Origin of the sequence: Lysinibacillus louembei, from assembly GCF_033880585.1 — a bacterium.
GTDB classification, from domain to species: Bacteria; Bacillota; Bacilli; order Bacillales_A; family Planococcaceae; genus Metasolibacillus; species Metasolibacillus louembei.
The window spans coordinates 1,499,521-1,517,063 of the sequence record NZ_CP137624.1 but is presented as its reverse complement, the minus strand read 5'-3'; the positions used below and the strand labels follow the sequence as shown (position 1 = coordinate 1,517,063).

Here is a 17,543-nt window from a genome sequence, read left to right as displayed (position 1 = left end):
TCTAAACAAAAGTAGGTAGGAGTGAAAACATGCCAATACGCACAGGCAAACAATATATTGAACAAATTGATGCACTCCAAACGTTTATTGTTATTGATGGAAAAAAAGTAGAGGGCAGAGTGTCTGAGCATCCTGCTTTTCAAGGTGTCATCCACAGTCAGGCGAAACTCTTTGACAAACAACATGAGGAAAGTGTTATCGACATCATGACATATCAATCACCAACAAGTGATACACGTGTTGGGATGTCCTTTCGCCAAGTATTGACTATCGAAGATCTCCAAAAAAGAAGGCTGGCTGCAAAAGAATGGGCATTATGCACACATGGCTTTATGGGAAGAAGCCCAGATTATATGAACACCGTATTGATGGCTTTAGCATCAGCTACAGATTATTTGCAGGGAAAGCCGAATTGCTTTCCAGAGCATTTGCAACAGTTTTATGAGTTGGCACGTGAGCAAGATTTAACACTGACACATACATTTATTGAGCCACAAGTAAATCGAAAGCTATATTATATCGAAGATGATGAAGTAACGATTGCGGCGAGAATTGTAGCAAAAACGAGTCAAGGGCTTGTTATTCGAGGTGCGCGACTTCTTGCTACACAGGGTGGCATGACCGATGAACTTTTAGTATTATCCTCAAACAGCTTCGATATAGAGAGAAGTTTTGGCTTCTCTATCCCAAGCAATACAGCAGGTTTAAAATTTTATTGTAGACAATCGTTTGTTGCTGGTACTTCCACATTTGATCATCCATTAAGCAGCCGCTTTGAGGAAATGGATGCAATTGTTGTTTTTGATGATGTTGTTGTACCATGGAAGCGTGTTTTTTATTATGAGAATTTAGAGGTTGCCAATCAGTTTGTGAATGTAAGTGGCTTTCAAGCATACACATTACATCAAGTATTAACGCGGCAAATCGTTAAAACTGAATTTGTTTTAGGTGTAGTACAATCTATTGTGAATACGATAAATATTGGAGATTACCCACATATCCAACAAAAGGTAGTGGATATCATTGTCACATTAGAAACGATGAAGGCATTATTGTTAAAATCTGAATCTGAGGCTCATAGGGATATTTTTGGGTTCCTTCGACCACATCAGCCAACATTACAAGTAGCCATTCAAGTGTTCCCTAAAATGTATCCACAATTCTCAGAAATTATCCAGTTACTTGGAGCAAGCGGGCTCATGTCTATTCCAAATGAAAAGTCTTTTGCTGTAGATAATGGAGACTTAAAGCATTATTTGCAATCATTTCAGGATGATGGGAAAGAGCGTGTAAAAAAATTCCGGCTAGCTTGGGATTTAGCGATGAGTAGCTTCGGCACAAGACAAACATTATATGAGCGCTTCTTTTTTGGTGATCCTCTCCGCCTAGCTGCTCGTCTATATCACTCTTATAACCGAGAAGAATACCTTCATCGTGTAGAGGATTTTTTAGCAGAAAAGGAATTGTAACTATCACTATCCCTCTATTTTTATAAATTTGTGCAAATAAACGAGCAACATTGAATATAAAAGGTGGTTCGAAGTAGCTAAATGACTTCCAATGACAATCGTTTTTTGTTTTCAAAAAAGCGATTCGGTATGTATAAAGTACCGAATCGCTTGCTGTTCTCGTTTTATTGTAAATACGTACTTAATGATAACTCACGATTTATCTCAGCAATATGTGTGTAAGTGACATAACCTCCATGAGTTCCTTTTATAATACCTAAGTATTGAAAATTATTATAAACAGTTCCACCACTATCACCATGTTCCGCATGCAAATTAGTAGACCTCATTCCAATAAATTGATTTCCCCAAACCTCATAACTGGTATTTTTACTAATAAGTGTACCACAGGTAACGAAAGTTGTTTTTCCTGTTTTACATACAGCTTGTCCTACAATATCTGCATTTCTTGCTTGTGAGGAAGTCATTTTTCGAACAGCTCCATTTAAATAAATATTACTGTTCACCATAGAAGATGGCACTTTAATTGTAAGCGCATCTACATAACCCGTATGTCTTATTGAAGAAACCTGACCTAAAGTAGTTGTTCCATATTTATAAACATCAGTATAGTAGGTAGTTTGTTTTGTGGTAACTTTATCATATAGAATACTGCAATGTCCGGCAGTCACTAAATAATAATTGCTCCCACTTGTTGCATAATATCCTGTCGAACAAGTATTACCCCTACTCGTTACAATTAGTTCGCCTCCATAAGGCCCTCTAAAATTCCTTGGAGATTCAATCTGCTCCACCTCTATCGGATAATTGTTAAATATTTTTAATAACTCCTCTTCTTTAATTGTTGAATATTCAACAATTCCAATAATAATTTTTTCATTTACTACATCGACCCTCGTAGAATCAAAATCTAAATTCAACTCTGCTTTCTTAGCCCAAATTGCATCAGATATTGCATTTAAGTCTTCTTCACTATAAAAAGCTTCTTCTATTCTATAAGGAATAGTCAGGTTGATTGATTTTAATTCCTTGAATAATTCCGTACTTGCTGATTTTTGATGATAATTCTTTAGCTTTACAACTACTTCCCCACCCTTTGACTGATCAATATACATCGTCACATTTTCTTGATTAAACTTTTCATTCAGCATTTTTTTAATCTTCGGCAGATTATTATTTTGAACTTCAAATCTTTCCATCAATTCCATTGTTTCTTTTTCAGTTAGAGGAACTTCAAAAATACGCCCTTTACCTTGTTTATCATTTTGATTAAGTAATTTAATTTTATCGATATTATTGTCTAAACCAAAACTTTCCCTAAACTTAATTTGTTCGTTTATGCTAGGTGTATCATTATTAGCTAAAGAAATTGAACTACCTCCCAAAATAGATATAACTAGCACAAATAATCCAACAATAATTCTATATTTATACATCCTACCACCCCATAAATTTAATTAAGTACATATTTTAAATATAATATTTTACTTAAATAATTTGTTTTTTAATATATTGTTTTATAAAATCTCTATTTCCACAACTTCAATATACCCTGGTAAAGAAAGTTGAGCTGTATCATACCAAACCTTAACTTTCTCTCCTATATTAAATTCTTCTATCCCTCCCTTCAACCCGCACCAAGCGCCATCTTGATATTTATCAATGATTTCCTGTGGGCTTAAAGTATTTAAATCCTCTTCTGTTACATCACCAACCACTAGTAGACTGCCATTTTCTATTGTAACAATTATGCCAATCATATACGATGCTGCTGGTTGCGATACTTCATTTTTCGGCTTTTCTTCACATCCTGCCATAAACAAGCTAAGCAAAAAACACAACAATAAGACACTCTTCCTTGTCATACTCCATCTACTCCTTTCATCAGAAATACTTCAGGTTATAGCTGAAAACTAAAAAGACAAATACAATATAGAAAACAAATTTTGAGCATGCTGCAAAACATCTTAAATCCCCATTAATTCCCTACATTATACTATAAACATTTTTTTCAACAACCGACAATATCCGACAATGCACCGACAATTTTTTTGTCGGTATTCGAGAGGCTTCCTTTAAAATGAATACTTATTAACAAAAATAAGCTGTAGTACAAGTAGGTCAATACCTTTTTGTACTACAGCTTTTAGTTACTATTCTGCCTTCAAAATTAAATCATAGGCAGGATCGATATCACCGTTAATATATGTGCGGTGGTAACGACCATATACCCAGCCGGATACTTGGTTGTCATACCATTTCGATTTTAAATGCCCGCTTTGCCCTGGACCAACGATATGATCAGCATAGTTTAAATTATTTAAATCTGCGACAAAGCGCCATGATGCACCATGGTTAACATTGCCATTGGCATCATTCGCTGCTGCCATTACTGTTACGCGTGAGCCACCAGTAGGCATCGTTTTCGGATTGACATATGAGGCAATAAAATCAGATGCACTTGCAAGTGGGTGCTTGAATAAAATTTTATGGTAAGTGCCCCATTGCCATTTGGCAACAGATGTACCGTACTTCACTTTTAAATCTGCGATAGCACGCTCAAATGAACCATAAACAACTTGGTCTAAGCCACCTGCCTGCTTCACCCATACACCTTCATTTCCAGCGTATGCTTTGCGCAGCATTTCATCCATAATTTGATATTTACCAGGCATCATTTCATAAACATCTGCTGGCATTTGGTCTTTGAAAATCGTCTCTTTAATCTCTTCAATCAAGAAGTGCCATATTAATGGCTGTGCGTCATCTCTGTTGTCGTATAATTCCCACTCTTCCATTAATGCAATAATATCAGCATATTTCCCATCTGTATCATTCGCTTTAATTGTTTCAAGGAAGCCTGGTAAAAATTCAGCTGCATACAGATTTTTCTTATCTATTTGCATTGCCTTCATCTCTGCTCTTGTGAAGCCCTCGTACACGTCTCCAGTTTCTTCATCAACGGTGCCGATGCTCTCTTTTACAGATTCAATCATTTCTACAATGCGCTCATAGCGATATGGCTGTGCCCAGAAATTCGTAATATGGTACGGATATTCTTCACCAATAATTTGATTGTTCGCTGTTGCGATATAGCCTGACTCAGGATTAATCACTGTTGGCAATTCATCATAAGGGATAAAGCCCTCCCAGCCGTATTCAGAGGAATCTCCTGGTACTGGCAGCTGTCCATCGCCTTTTTTCCGAATCGGAATATCACCGTTTGCTTTATAAGCAATCGTGCCATCCGTTGAAGCAAAGACGAAATTTTGTGCTGGTGCACGGAAATCATTTAATGCTGTTTCGAATTCTTCCCAGTTTGTCGCTTTATTAAAGCCGATAATTGCACGTAGCTCTCTCGTTGGCTGCAATGCTGTCCACTGCATCGAGAATACCGCTGTTGGCTTTTCTTCTTTAAATACTAATTCTGAAATAATTGGACCATGGCGTGTTTCCACCACTTCAAAGTCGATTGTTTTGCCGCCCTTTACCTTGATTGGCTCGTTTCGAACAATCGCATCTTCCCATTCACCATCATATTTAAACTGTTTAGGATTATCAGGGTTTGGCGTTTCAATATATAAGTCTTGAACATCAGGGCCTACATTTGTTACGCCCCATGCAATCTTGTCGTTATGCCCTAAAATAATGCCTGGAATACCTGCAAAAATCACACCACTGACATTTTGCTCTGGCGATTGTAAATGCATTTGATACCAAATCGATGGTGTATTCAATCCTAAATGCGGGTCATCCGCTAATAATGGTTTGCCTGATGCTGTTAAATCACCCGATACAACCCAGTTGTTACTGCCATTAAATTCGTTTGGCAATAAATCAACATTGAAAGCCCCTGCTACGTCTACTGGGTTATTTAAATTTGCCTCAATAATCGATTTTGCATTTTCAGGGTAGTTTATCATTAATTCTTCTACTTGCTCTTCTGAATAATTTTGTAAAGCCCAGTGACGGAACGCTAGCATGTTCCAGTTACCACCTAAATCATAGGCCATAAATTTACCAATTGTTAAAGAATCAATCGGTGTCCATGCCTCTGGCTCATAGCCTAGTAGCTTAAATTCATAGGAAAGCTTGCTTGTGCCTTTTACCTCATCAATAAAGGCATTCACACCTTCCGCATACCATTGTAAAATTTGCTGTGCTTCCCCATCATATTCATTCCATGATTGCTCAGCTGCATGACGCAAGCTAAATGTGCGGAAAAACTTATCTGTTGACACCGCATTTTCTCCAATAACCTCTGCTAAACGCCCGCTCGCTTGACGGCGTGATAAATCCATTTGGAATAAGCGATCCTGTGCTTGTACATAGCCTTGCGCTCTGTATAAATCCGCATCCGATTGTGCGACAATATGTGGAACGCCTGTACCATCACGCGTTACCTTTACATCAGAATCTAATATCGTTACATCTACTTCTCCTTCAATTTCTGGCAAGGAGTTTGCCACATACATATGTACACCAGCTACCGCTGCCCCAGCTAAAATAATCAATATACCGACAGTCCAAATCGCAATATTAATTATTTTTTTGCTTTTTATTTTACTCATAAAATCCACCTTTCTAGTCAATTCCCTCTACTATTAGTTCAATTGGACAATGGTCGCTTCCTAAAATTTGTGCATGAATATCTGCACTTTGCACATGCTGCATAATGCGCTCTGATACGATAAAATAGTCAATTCGCCAACCAATATTGCGCTCGCGTACTTTATTCATATAGGACCACCATGTGTAAGCATCTGTGCGCTCTGGATATAATGTACGAAACGTATCGTTGAAGCCTGATGCAAGCAATTCTGTCATCTTTGCTCGTTCTTCAACTGTTACACCAGAGTTGCCTTGATTGGCCTTCGCATTTTTTAAATCAATATCCTGATGTGCAACATTTAAATCACCACAATAAATGACGGGTTTTTTTGCGTCAAGTTGCTTCAAATAGAGCGCTAATTTTTCCTCCCATTCAATACGATAAGGCAGCCTTGCTAAATCACGCTGTGCATTCGGTGTATAAACATTTACTAAATAAAATTTCTCATATTCTAATGTAATGATACGCCCTTCCGCCTCGCTATTTTCATCTCCAACTCCATAATGAACATAAAGAGGTTCATGCTTTGTAAAAATAGCTGTACCTGAATAGCCTTTTTTCTGTGCATAATTCCAGTATTGATAATAACCCTCTAATGGTAAATCGACTTGCCCCTCCTGACACTTCGATTCTTGAATACAAAAGAAATCTGCATCTATTGTATGAAAATAATCTAAAAAGCCTTTTGTCACACATGCTCGAATACCGTTAACATTCCATGAAATAAACTTCATTTTATTGCTCCTTACAATCGTCAGGGGGATTTAGCTCCCCCCTAGTTTTAATCTTCGCCTACAATTTTCACTTCAAGCTCTAAATCGACATCAAACTTTTCTTTGACCACGCGCTGTACCATCCGGATTGTCTCAATATAATCAGTCGCCGTTGCATTATCTTTATTAATAATAAAGCCTGCATGCTTCTGGGATACTTCGGCACCACCAACACCTTTTCCTTGCAGCTCACTATCTTGAATAAGCTTCCCAGCAAAATGACCTGGTGGACGCTTGAAGACACTTCCTGCTGAAGGATATTCAAGTGGCTGACGTGATTCTCTTTGGTATGTTAAATCAGCTATCTTCGCATCAATTGCTTGTTGTTCCCCATGCTGCAATTGGAACGTTGATGATAAAACGTAGTAGCCTTTTTTAGCAATAATACTCGTACGGTAGCCTAACTCTAGCTCATCCTTTGTCAAAACAATGCGTTGTCCCTCTGGTGTCAGCACAATCGTTTCTAAAATGACATCCTTAATTTCTCCGCCATAAGCCCCTGCATTCATCGCCATCGCACCACCAATTGAACCTGGAATGCCACAAGCAAATTCTAAGCCTGTCAAGCTCTCAGCTGCTGCATATTTTGAAACATCCTTTAATAATGCGCCACCTTGTGCGAAGACAAGCCCATCTGTTATTTTGATTTGATTTAATTTCGAAAAATTGATGACGATACCGCGTACACCACCATCACGTACAACCATATTCGAGCCATTCCCAAGCATAAGCAAAGGCACATTATGCTCATGTGCATATTTCACAATAGCTTGCGCTTCCTGCTCTGTATTTGGCATAACGAAAATATCCGCATGCCCTCCTAATTTTGTCATTGTATATGCTTTTAACGATTCATTTATTTTCATATTTGAAGGATCAATGATTTTAGCTAAATCATTCACCCACTGTTGTAATGTCATAAAACGATTTCCTTTCCTTACATTTATCTCAATTATACTTTCTTAGTATCTGTTTTTATAACCTATTTGACAAGTAAATTATTGCTTGCGGTTCACTTTACAAGCTTTCACCTTTATCCTTTCTATTTTACCGACAATTTAAAAGAAAGTAAAATTGTATAGAATTGTGTGTGTGCCTGGCACCGAAACTTTTTACTAGTTTCACCCGTATAAAATACATGGAGGTGCTTTATGGAACAGTCTTCTCAAACAAAGCCTAGTGCTTTTCGGTCATTTATTTCCTTATTAAAAGGCTTAAATTGGCCTGTTGCCATGATTGTTATTGCGTTAATTATTACATTAACAGAAACAGTGGCTAGTCTTGTTTTACCATTAGTGACAATGAATTTAGTTGATAATTTAACGACAGAGTTATTTAATTGGCGTATCTTAGCGATTATTTTAGTTGTCTTTCTTGTGCAGGCGGTCGCAGGTGGTGTGTCATTTTATTTATTAACGTTTATTGGTGAACGGATTGTTGCAGATTTACGTGAAAAACTGTGGCATAAAGTGCTGCGTTTACCTGTTAGCTATTATGACACGAATGAAACAGGTGCAACAATGAGCCGTATTACGCAGGATACGACGACATTGAAAACGCTCATTACACAGCAAATGGTGCAAGTGATTTCTGGCGTAATTTCCATTATTGGTGCGATTATATTGCTCTTTATTATCGATTGGAAAATGACTTTAATTTTGCTAATTAGTGTACCTGTATCTTTACTTATTATGATGCCACTCGGTAAAATTATGCAGAAAATCGCCATTGCTACTCAATCGGAAATGGCTTCCTTCTCTGGCTTACTTGGACGCATTTTAGCCGATATTCGCTTAGTAAAAGCCTACAATGCAGAGTCCTTTGAAAATGAACGTGGCAATAAGGCGATTCGTTCTTTATTTGGCTACGGCTTAAAGGAAGCTCGTGTACAGGCGCTTATTTCACCAATTATGACATTATTAATGATGCTTGTACTTGTTGTTATTTTAGGCTATGGCGGTACACAGGTGGCAAGTGGCGCTTTATCTGCTGGTGCACTTGTAGCAATTATTTTTTACTTGTTTCAAATTATCGTGCCATTTGCGCAAATGGCAACATTTTTTACATCATTCCAAAAAGCAATGGGGGCAACGGAGCGTATTCAAGAAATTTTCTCTATGCCAAGTGAACCAAATGCATTAGAGCAACCAGCAATACAAGGTACAATCGCCTTTGAACAGGTAGGCTTTCAATATAATGAAACGAAGCAAATTTTGCAAAACCTTACCTTCACTGCCTCACCAGGGACAGTTACTGCACTCGTTGGACCGAGCGGTGGTGGAAAAACAACCATTTTTTCATTATTAGAGCGCTTTTATGAGCCAACAAATGGGCGAATTTCTTTTAACAATAAGCCAATTTCTACATTTAATTTACAGGCTTGGCGCAGTAACATCGGCTATGTCTCGCAAGAAAGCCCTTTATTAAGCGGCACGATTGCAGATAATATTATGTACGGCATGAAGCAGCAGCCTAGTGAGGAGCAGTTGCGAGCAGCAGCTGAAGCCGCCAATGCATTACAATTTATTGAGGAATTACCTGAAGGATTTGCAACTGAGGTGGGCGAGCGTGGCATGAAGCTATCTGGTGGTCAGCGACAGCGTATTGCTATTGCACGAGCATTGCTACATAATCCACAAATTTTACTTTTGGATGAAGCAACCTCTAATTTAGATAGCGGCTCAGAAATTTATGTACAAGAGGCTTTGCAGCGCTTAATGCATGGACGCACAACATTTATTATTGCCCATCGCCTTGCAACAATTTTACATGCTGACACAATTTTATTTATTGAAAAAGGACAAATTACAGGTCAAGGCACACATGAGGAGCTTCTTGCTAGGCATGAACTATATCGAGAATTTTCAGCAGGACAAGGGTTAATTGAATAACTAAAAATAAAAGGCGTGTTGGAGAGGTAATACCTTTCCTAACACGCCTTTTATTTGCTTATTTCAATTGGAATTTACCAAAGCCATTTGCACTTGGCCCGATGTATTCAATATTGCTGCCTTCTGGAATATAGTCCTTTGCTACATCAGCAGTTTGGAACACTACCTTTGTATTTGCAGGGAAGTCTACAAATTTCCAGTTGTTGTTTGCTTGTGGATTAATCGTACCTTTTTCAATAATGTAATCGATAATCGCTTGACGATTTTCATGTGCGTATACTGTTAAGTTTGATTGGTCTGGCTTCACAAACTGTGCTCCGTAAGAGCCACCAACACGGTAGTTATTCACAATGATTAAAAATTCCTGTGATAAATCGATTGGTTTACCATCAAATTGAACATTTTTAATACGATTTGCTGATTCATTTGCAACGTTACCACGACGATCATACTTCGCAGGAGATGTCACATCAATTTCATATGTTACACCATCTAACACATCGAAGTTATATGAGCGTGCTTCTGGATCAATAATATTTTGCTCTTCTGTTTTTGCTGGATCAATTGTTGCAAATACACCTGCAGCCATTTCTAACCACTCAATCACATCTGCGCCTGTTACTTTAACAGTTGCGACTGTATTGTCATAATGGTAAATATCCGCCATGTTTTTAATTGCTAATGGACCTGCTGGAATATTTGTATAGTCGCTTGCATTATCACGAGAGCCCGCTTTAAACGGTGCACCTGCTGATAACATTGGTAGATCAGCGTCCGCTGTATCTTTTAATTGGTCTTGAATAAACCATGTTTGTGCCTGTGTAATAATTTCGATTGCTGCTGTATCTTGTACTAAACCAAAGTAGCTGTTAATAGGGGCTGCTGTTTCCCCAACTGCACGACGGATATACTCTAAAGTGCCCTCATGTGCTTCCTTCACAGCAGCTAATACGTCTTTCGATGGCACTAAGCCTTCACGATTAATTGAGCGAATTTCGCCTGTCCCATCTGTTACAACCCACTCATCGCCTTCAAGCTCAAGTTCTAAATCAATAACACCTAGATGGCTGCCATATGCACCAGGCATTACTGTTGGTACACCATTAATTGTTCCTTTTTCTTGATCAACATTCGCTAAATCTTTGTAGTCACCTGGGAATTGTAAATGTGAATGCCCTGTAATTACTGCATCTACACCTTCTAATTCAGTAATTTGATAGCCTACATTTTCATTGCCTTGTACATTTTGGTCTGAACCAATACCAGAGTGTGAAAGCACAACAATAACATCTGCTCCAGCTGCTTCCATATCAGGAATTACTTTTTCCAATGCATCAACTGGCTGATCCACTGTTACTTTACCTGTTAAATGGATTGCATCCCAGCCTAAAATTTGCGTAGGTACAATGCCTGTTACCCCTACTTTAATGACATGCTTGTCGCCATCTTCATCTACCACTTCACGCTCTATAATTGCATATGGCTCAAAGTAGTAGTCACCTGTTTTCGCATCGCGTACATTGGCATTTACCCAAGTGTATTCTGCATCATCCATTACTTCATTTAAATAATCTAAGCCATAGTTAAATTCATGGTTTCCTAATGTTGCTGCATCGTAGCCTAAAGTGTTAAGTGCTGCTACTGCTGGATGCACTTCACCTTGCTTTAATGTCGCTTCAAGTGCCTTATATGATCCTAGTGGTGTACCTTGAATTAAGTCACCGTTATCAAATAATAAATTATTTGGATTTTCATTACGTGCCTCATCAATTAATGTAGCAGTATTAGCTAATCCAACATCTTTCGCATCTTTGTCTAAATAATAGTTGTAGTTTGCTAGATTGGTATGGATATCTGATGTACCTAAAATGCGTAAAGCTACCTTCGCTTCATCTTCATCCGTTACCGCTTCCTTATTGTATTGCTCTACAAAACGCTTCACAATAAGCTCCATTTGTTGCTCTGTCACAATTTTCGTATGACTAATCGTGCCATCTGCAAAGCCATTTAAAATTTCTAGCGCTGCTGCATTTGCCATATCCTGCTTATGTGATGCATGGATTTTGGCATTGTCAGTAAATTGGTTCAATACATCAAGTGGTGCATTTTCTGTTGCTAAGCCACGTGCTGCGATAACGAATGCATGTAAACGTGTTAATTTTTCGTCCGGTGCAAAAGTATCTGCAGATTTACCGTGAATTAAATTTAATTCAACTGCTTTTTCTACATATGGTGCTAATTCCTTTGATACATCTTTAAATGTAATAGAAGAACCATCACCTAGCTCTACGCCTAGCTCTTTAATGAGCTGTACAACGTAGTCTCCACGTGTAACAGATTCCTTTGCTGCCTCAGCAGGTGTCATACCCCCTAGTCCCGCTGCAAGTATTAATGATGCTACAGTTCCTGTTAAAAATTTACCTTTCATTTTGCCACTCCTTGAAATTTATTTAATCAAAGCCCATACTTGTGTTTTTACAGGCTCATCTCCCTTTGTCCACCATTTCGCTTGGTAGGTTGCCCCTTTATATAGAGCCTTCTCCCCACCTAAATAAACCTTTTCAGCATCCCAAGCAGATAACTTGCTAGACCCCTCTACTAAAGCCCATACTTGCGCTTTGTCAGGTCTTTCACCTTTTGTCCACCATTTTGCTTGGTACGTAGCGCCGTTATATGTGGCTTTCTCTCCACCTACATATACTTTATTGATATCCCAAGCTGGCGTTTTAGCTACAGGCACCTCTTCTCCTACTAAAGCCCATACTTGCGCTTTTCCTGGCTGATCGCCCTTCGTCCACCATTTCGCTTGATAAGTCACGCCTTTATATGCAACTTTATCACCTTCTACATACACCTTTTTCGCATCCCATGCGATGCTCTCGCTTTTGTCAGGCGCTGGCTGAACAAATTGCCCATCAAAGTTAGCGTCAATGACATTGTAAAAGGCATTCGGTGTATCACCTATTTCCCAATATGCTACGATAATGTGATAGCCTTTGCGCTCTGGCACAACACATTTATGAGTAGCCTCTTCCCCAGGGCGTTTCCCATTATTTTTTACCGTACAAAAATGCTCTAAATCAGCACGCTTTAAAGGCTTATTCGGATTCCAGCCTTCCTTTGTAATGTAATATTCAAATTTGTCTGTCGCATGTGCTGCAGTAAATTTCCAAGTAAACGTGTTTGCACCGCTTTTCATTGGTACTTTCGCCCAACGCTTAGCTGTTTGCTCATCTAATTTTGGGAATGCTCCATTTGCGCTTGCAATTTTGCCATCAGCGGGCCCTGCACTCGGAAAATTGCCTGGTGCTTCTAGGCTTTGAGGCTCATATATAATTGAACCACAATCATTATTTACCTTTTGCGCACATAGCAATGCCCTGCTTTCAGGTGATTTTACATAGCCGTGTGCCGATGCTTTATGAACAAAACTAAAAGTGACAATAACTACTCCAAATACGACTAGTAATAGCTTCATAGTTTGTAATCGTAACCTCATTTCACAGCCTCCCGTTCATTATTAAGTTACTATCTTTATATTAAATTAATTTTACCATTAGTAACATGATAAAAAACACCTATTTTACAATAGAAAAAGCGCATGAAATCAAGATTCAATTTCATGCGCTTTATTCATTTTACACTAAAGCTGCTGTTAAGTTTTGTACAGTTGCTTTTACTTTTTCTAAACCTTCTGCAATAATTTCTTCCGCTTTTGCTGGGTTTGCATTATGACCTTCGATTACTACTTCGTCTACTTTTTGCATTCCATAAACGCCGCCAATTACATTGTTAATGTAGTTTACAGCCATTTCTGATGAAGCTGCCTCAGGTGATGAATAGATGCCACCACGAGCAGATAAAACGATATATTTTTTGTCTGTCATTAGGCTTACTAAGTTACCATTCTCATCATATTTGAATGAATAGCCTGCACCGTATGTGTAATCGATGAATGATTGCAATGCTGCTGGAATTGTTAAATTCCATAATGGGAATGCAAACACAACTACATCTGCCGCAGTTAATGCTTCACGTGATTTATTGAAAGATGCTAATGAAGCAGCTTCTTTTTCATTTAGCTCTTCACCTGCTTGCGCTTTACCGAAAGCGTTGAATAGCTCTTGACCAAAGTAGGCTAAATTTTCTTCAAACACATCAAATGTTGTAAATTCGATATTTTGTGCTTTTGCTTCTGCTACGAAAGCTTCGTACATTTTTGTTGAAACGCCATCTGGGCGGTTATTTGCTTTTACTACTAATACGTTTGTCATTTATAAAATCTCCTTTAAAATTCAGAAAGTTTATTATTATCTCGAAATCAAGACATTACATATCATAATAGAGCAGCACGAAAAAATCAATCATACTGCTCTAAGACTTTAGGCTGAACTTTATTCAATATCACATACGCCATCTTCACATAGCGCACCTTGTTCGCCTACCATATTTAATTTACGCTGTAAGCCAGCCTCTTCAGCTGCCTTTGCCACCGTTTCTTCAAATAAGTGTTGTGGCTGCGCACCTGAAATACCGTATTTATTATCGATAACAAAAAACGGTACACCGCGCACACCTAATTGACGGGCAATTTCAATATCCGAATACATTTCTTCTTTATACTCATCACTCGTTAGCATTTCCTTTGCTGCTTCACCATTTAAGCCAACTTCCTCAGCTAATGTAATTAATACATCCATGCGACCTATCGCTAGACCCTCTAAAAAATGCGCTTGCAACAGGCGCTCATTCATCTCTGCACCTTTGCCTTGCTCCTCCGCCCATTTCGCTAAGCGATGTGCTTTAATTGTATTCGCCGTTTTCATGCGATCAAAATCGTAATGTAAGCCAACTTCCTTTGCACGTTCCGCTACATTTTGCGTCATCGCCTTCGTTTGCTCAATGGACATATTATATTTTGCAGCTAATGGACCATAAATAGATTCCTCTGTGTCAACAGGTGTTGATGGGTCCAGTAAAAAGCTTTTATATTGCACTTCAATTTGCTCTGCATAACCGCTTGTTTCAAGCGCTTGCTCTAATTGTTTTTTGCCAATATAACAAAATGGACATACATAATCAGACCATACTTGTATAATCAATAGTTTCGCCTCCTTGTTTTCTCATTGTACAAATAAGCGAATGCATTATTCAATTTTTTCGACTTGTGAATAACGGCTGATAAATTGCCCTATACTGTTTGTTAAATATAGGTAAGGGGGCTTTTTATGCAGCAATCATTATGGCTTCATAACACTACACCAATGACAACTTCAACTTTATCATCTGATACAGTTTGTGATATTTGCATTGTCGGAGCTGGTTTAAGTGGCGTTTATACCGCTTATTTACTTGCTCAGGCAGGACTGCGTGTTATTGTTATTGAGGCTAAAAGCATTGGTGAAGGTGCAACAGCACATTCTACAGGTAAACTTACAGCACAGCATGGACTATTTTATCATACGTTAAAACAGGAGGATGCTAAGCTTTACTATCAAGTAAATAAAGATGCAATTGAGCAGGCATTGAAGCAGGCTGATAAAACCACTTATACAGCTGCTACATCATTTATTTATACAACGGAAACTGAGAATCGTGTTTTATTAAAACAAGAATACGAAACATATAAGAAAATAGGTATTCCATCGCTCATCACAAATGATACGGAATTGGCAGATAAAGCTCAGCTTGCTTTAGGGATGCAACATGAAACGCAAATTCACCCTGTGCATTTTTTACTGCATTTCGCCAAGCTCGCACAACAGGCTGGTGCACAATTTTTTACGCATACTCGTGTTACACAAGTGACAGATAAACCAACTGTAACAACGGCTGAAGGCTACACTATTGCTTGCAAAAAGCTTGTACTATGCACACATTATCCAATCGACTCAATCGCTGGCTTAAACACGTTAAAGTTAACAGTAGATCGTGCTTATTTAACTGCAACAGCATGCTCAGACCTTCTACAAGGACAATATATTAGTATCGATTCACCAGCTCGGACAATTCGCACAGCTAAAATCGATGGACAATCTTATTTTCTTTACGGTGGTACATCTCATCTTGCTGGCACAGAAGGAGATACGACGAAGTATTATGATACCCTTACACAGGAGCTAAACAGTGAATTTGATTTATCTGAACCAGGCTTTTTATGGAGCGCGCAAGATATGACAACACCTGATAGCATACCGTTTGTTGGTCCAATGACAAAGGATTCCTCTATTTATATTGCAACAGGATTTAAAAAATGGGGACTTTCAAGCTCACTTGTAGCAGCAGAAATATTACGTGGCTATTTTACGAAAAAAGAGCACCGCGCTACACAATTATATATGCCTAGTCGCATACAAGGTCGTACCGTTTACGATATGCTCACAAAAGCTGGCTTTATTAGCGAGCAATTTATTACGGGCTACGTGACACGCATATCAGCACCCAAATGTACCCATCTAGGCTGTAAAACACGTTGGAATGATGCTGACGAAACATGGGACTGTCCATGCCATGGCTCTCGCTTTGATAAAAAAGGAAATGTTATAGAAGGGCCTGCCGTTTATCCTTTAAAATTAGAAAATGAGTAGAGGCTATTTGTAAAAAGGCTATCCAGTATTTCCTTGCTGGACAGCCTTTTTGCTAACCTTCTACTATCGCCAATTTAAAAATGCAAAAGCAGCCGAGAAAAGCAAGTATTCGCTACTTTCCCAACTGCTTCATTGATTATTTTAAGCCTTCTGTTAAGACAGGTACAATTTGCTTTTTACGTGAAACGACACCTGGTAAGCTGATGCGTCCATCAACAATTGTTGCACCGAAGCTTGCTGCTGCTTTTTCTGCAGCTTGTCCAACTGCTACTGCTGTAGAGTCGTTGTTTAAAATATCTGTCACAACGAAGAAAAATAAATCTAAGCTATTATCTGCTGCATTTTTTGCAAGCAATGCTTCTAGCTCTGCTTGACGACCTAATACATCTTCAATATCCACAGCATTTACTTGTGCTACTACTGCTTTGTATGCCCCAAAATCAAAGCCCTTTGCATCTAATGATAATAAATCCTCCAATGATTTATCAGATAAATCTGCCCCTGCTTTTAACATTGCTAAGCCATATTCAGCCACATCAACGCCTGCGATAGCAGCTAACTCCTCACCAGCTTTTACATCTTGGTCTGTGCATGTTGGCGATTTGAATAATAATGTATCTGAAATGATTGCTGATAGCATTAGACCTGCAATATTTGCAGGAACTTCTACATTATTTTCTTTAAATAATTTATTTAAAATTGTCGCTGTACAGCCTACAGGCTCTGCACGGAAATACAATGGGTCTGCTGTTTGGAAGTTTGCTACACGGTGATGGTCAATCACCTCTGTAATTTGTACCTCTTCAATGCCATCAGCAGATTGTTGGAATTCATTATGGTCTACTAAAATTACTTGTTCTGTCTCTCCAACAACCGTGCTAATAAAGCGCGGTGCTTCAAAGCCGAATTTTTCTAAAGCGAATTTTGTTTCGTTATTAATATCACCTAAACGTACAGCTTCTGCTTCCACACCTAGCTGCTGTTTTAAGTACGCATAAACGATTGCTGATGTAATCGTATCTGTATCTGGATTTTTATGCCCAAAAACTAAAGTGTTGCTCATGAAATAGCCTCCTAATATATCAATGCTTATTAACAAACTTATTTTATCACAAATAATGAGTGAAGTTGAATGAAGTTTCTTTCGTGAATTTCAAAAAATCTAATCGTAATTATCCTTTGATATAATTAAAAATTAGGCTATTTGTCCT

13 protein-coding genes are annotated in these 17,543 nt (G+C 38.4%); 3 read left to right on the top strand and 10 right to left on the bottom strand.

The features are described from left to right. The first annotated feature begins 29 nt into the window (after positions 1 to 29). Positions 30 to 1,469, top strand: coding sequence for a 4-hydroxyphenylacetate 3-monooxygenase, oxygenase component (gene hpaB / locus R6U77_RS07500; RefSeq protein ID WP_319838017.1), 1,440 nt, complete (start codon positions 30 to 32; stop codon positions 1,467 to 1,469). Positions 1,470 to 1,633: 164 nt separating this feature from the next. Here hpaB and R6U77_RS07495 read toward each other — a convergent pair whose 3' ends face one another. From R6U77_RS07495 to murB, 5 genes are all read right to left on the bottom strand, one after another. Beyond that, positions 1,634 to 2,905 (bottom strand): S1 family peptidase, encoded by a 1,272-nt coding sequence (locus tag R6U77_RS07495; protein WP_319838016.1) that lies wholly within the window; start codon positions 2,903 to 2,905, stop codon positions 1,634 to 1,636. Between the two features lie 81 nt (positions 2,906 to 2,986). Continuing rightward, positions 2,987 to 3,334: a DUF3221 domain-containing protein gene (locus R6U77_RS07490; protein WP_319838015.1), complete on the bottom strand. Its 348-nt coding sequence runs from the start codon at positions 3,332 to 3,334 to the stop codon at positions 2,987 to 2,989. 288 nt (positions 3,335 to 3,622) lie between these two features. After that, positions 3,623 to 6,049, bottom strand: coding sequence for a penicillin acylase family protein (locus tag R6U77_RS07485; protein WP_406601099.1), 2,427 nt, complete (start codon positions 6,047 to 6,049; stop codon positions 3,623 to 3,625). Positions 6,050 to 6,053: 4 nt separating this feature from the next. Then, on the bottom strand, positions 6,054 to 6,815 hold the full coding sequence (locus R6U77_RS07480; protein ID WP_319838013.1) for an exodeoxyribonuclease III: 762 nt from the start codon (positions 6,813 to 6,815) through the stop codon (positions 6,054 to 6,056). 47 nt (positions 6,816 to 6,862) lie between these two features. Continuing rightward, positions 6,863 to 7,774, bottom strand: a complete 912-nt coding sequence (murB, locus tag R6U77_RS07475; protein WP_319838012.1) for a UDP-N-acetylmuramate dehydrogenase — start codon at positions 7,772 to 7,774, stop codon at positions 6,863 to 6,865. A gap of 231 nt (positions 7,775 to 8,005) precedes the next feature. On the opposite strand from murB, the gene R6U77_RS07470 reads away from it, so the two are divergent. Next, positions 8,006 to 9,745 carry an ABC transporter ATP-binding protein gene (locus tag R6U77_RS07470; protein ID WP_319838011.1) on the top strand — a complete coding sequence of 580 codons (1,740 nt, stop codon included), beginning with the start codon at positions 8,006 to 8,008 and terminating at the stop codon, positions 9,743 to 9,745. 58 nt (positions 9,746 to 9,803) lie between these two features. Here R6U77_RS07470 and R6U77_RS07465 read toward each other — a convergent pair whose 3' ends face one another. The 4 genes from R6U77_RS07465 to R6U77_RS07450 all read right to left on the bottom strand — a co-directional run bounded on the left by R6U77_RS07465 (position 9,804) and on the right by R6U77_RS07450 (position 14,847). Next, positions 9,804 to 12,173 (bottom strand): bifunctional 2',3'-cyclic-nucleotide 2'-phosphodiesterase/3'-nucleotidase, encoded by a 2,370-nt coding sequence (locus R6U77_RS07465; protein WP_319838010.1) that lies wholly within the window; start codon positions 12,171 to 12,173, stop codon positions 9,804 to 9,806. A gap of 18 nt (positions 12,174 to 12,191) precedes the next feature. Then, positions 12,192 to 13,244, bottom strand: a complete 1,053-nt coding sequence (locus R6U77_RS07460) for a lytic polysaccharide monooxygenase (RefSeq protein ID WP_319838009.1) — start codon at positions 13,242 to 13,244, stop codon at positions 12,192 to 12,194. A 139-nt stretch (positions 13,245 to 13,383) separates the two neighbouring features. Then, positions 13,384 to 14,019, bottom strand: coding sequence for an FMN-dependent NADH-azoreductase (locus R6U77_RS07455; RefSeq protein WP_319838008.1), 636 nt, complete (start codon positions 14,017 to 14,019; stop codon positions 13,384 to 13,386). A 120-nt stretch (positions 14,020 to 14,139) separates the two neighbouring features. Next, positions 14,140 to 14,847, bottom strand: coding sequence for a DsbA family oxidoreductase (locus tag R6U77_RS07450; protein WP_319838007.1), 708 nt, complete (start codon positions 14,845 to 14,847; stop codon positions 14,140 to 14,142). 126 nt (positions 14,848 to 14,973) lie between these two features. Between R6U77_RS07450 and R6U77_RS07445 the strand changes: the two genes are divergently transcribed. Next, on the top strand, positions 14,974 to 16,332 hold the full coding sequence (locus R6U77_RS07445; protein WP_319838006.1) for an FAD-dependent oxidoreductase: 1,359 nt from the start codon (positions 14,974 to 14,976) through the stop codon (positions 16,330 to 16,332). A 136-nt stretch (positions 16,333 to 16,468) separates the two neighbouring features. On the opposite strand, the gene R6U77_RS07440 is transcribed toward R6U77_RS07445, so the two are convergent. Beyond that, complete coding sequence (locus tag R6U77_RS07440; protein ID WP_319838005.1) at positions 16,469 to 17,395, bottom strand: manganese-dependent inorganic pyrophosphatase; 927 nt, start codon at positions 17,393 to 17,395, stop codon at positions 16,469 to 16,471. Between the last annotated feature and the right edge of the window lie 148 nt (positions 17,396 to 17,543).

Coding starts and splice junctions, on each gene's coding strand:
- hpaB (WP_319838017.1), top strand. CDS start 30: ATGCCAATACGCACAGGCAAACAATATATTGAACAAATTGATGCACTC.
- R6U77_RS07495 (WP_319838016.1), bottom strand. CDS start 2,905: ATGTATAAATATAGAATTATTGTTGGATTATTTGTGCTAGTTATATCT.
- R6U77_RS07490 (WP_319838015.1), bottom strand. CDS start 3,334: ATGACAAGGAAGAGTGTCTTATTGTTGTGTTTTTTGCTTAGCTTGTTT.
- R6U77_RS07480 (WP_319838013.1), bottom strand. CDS start 6,815: ATGAAGTTTATTTCATGGAATGTTAACGGTATTCGAGCATGTGTGACA.
- murB (WP_319838012.1), bottom strand. CDS start 7,774: ATGACATTACAACAGTGGGTGAATGATTTAGCTAAAATCATTGATCCT.
- R6U77_RS07470 (WP_319838011.1), top strand. CDS start 8,006: ATGGAACAGTCTTCTCAAACAAAGCCTAGTGCTTTTCGGTCATTTATT.
- R6U77_RS07465 (WP_319838010.1), bottom strand. CDS start 12,173: ATGAAAGGTAAATTTTTAACAGGAACTGTAGCATCATTAATACTTGCA.
- R6U77_RS07460 (WP_319838009.1), bottom strand. CDS start 13,244: ATGAGGTTACGATTACAAACTATGAAGCTATTACTAGTCGTATTTGGA.
- R6U77_RS07455 (WP_319838008.1), bottom strand. CDS start 14,019: ATGACAAACGTATTAGTAGTAAAAGCAAATAACCGCCCAGATGGCGTT.
- R6U77_RS07445 (WP_319838006.1), top strand. CDS start 14,974: ATGCAGCAATCATTATGGCTTCATAACACTACACCAATGACAACTTCA.
- R6U77_RS07440 (WP_319838005.1), bottom strand. CDS start 17,395: ATGAGCAACACTTTAGTTTTTGGGCATAAAAATCCAGATACAGATACG.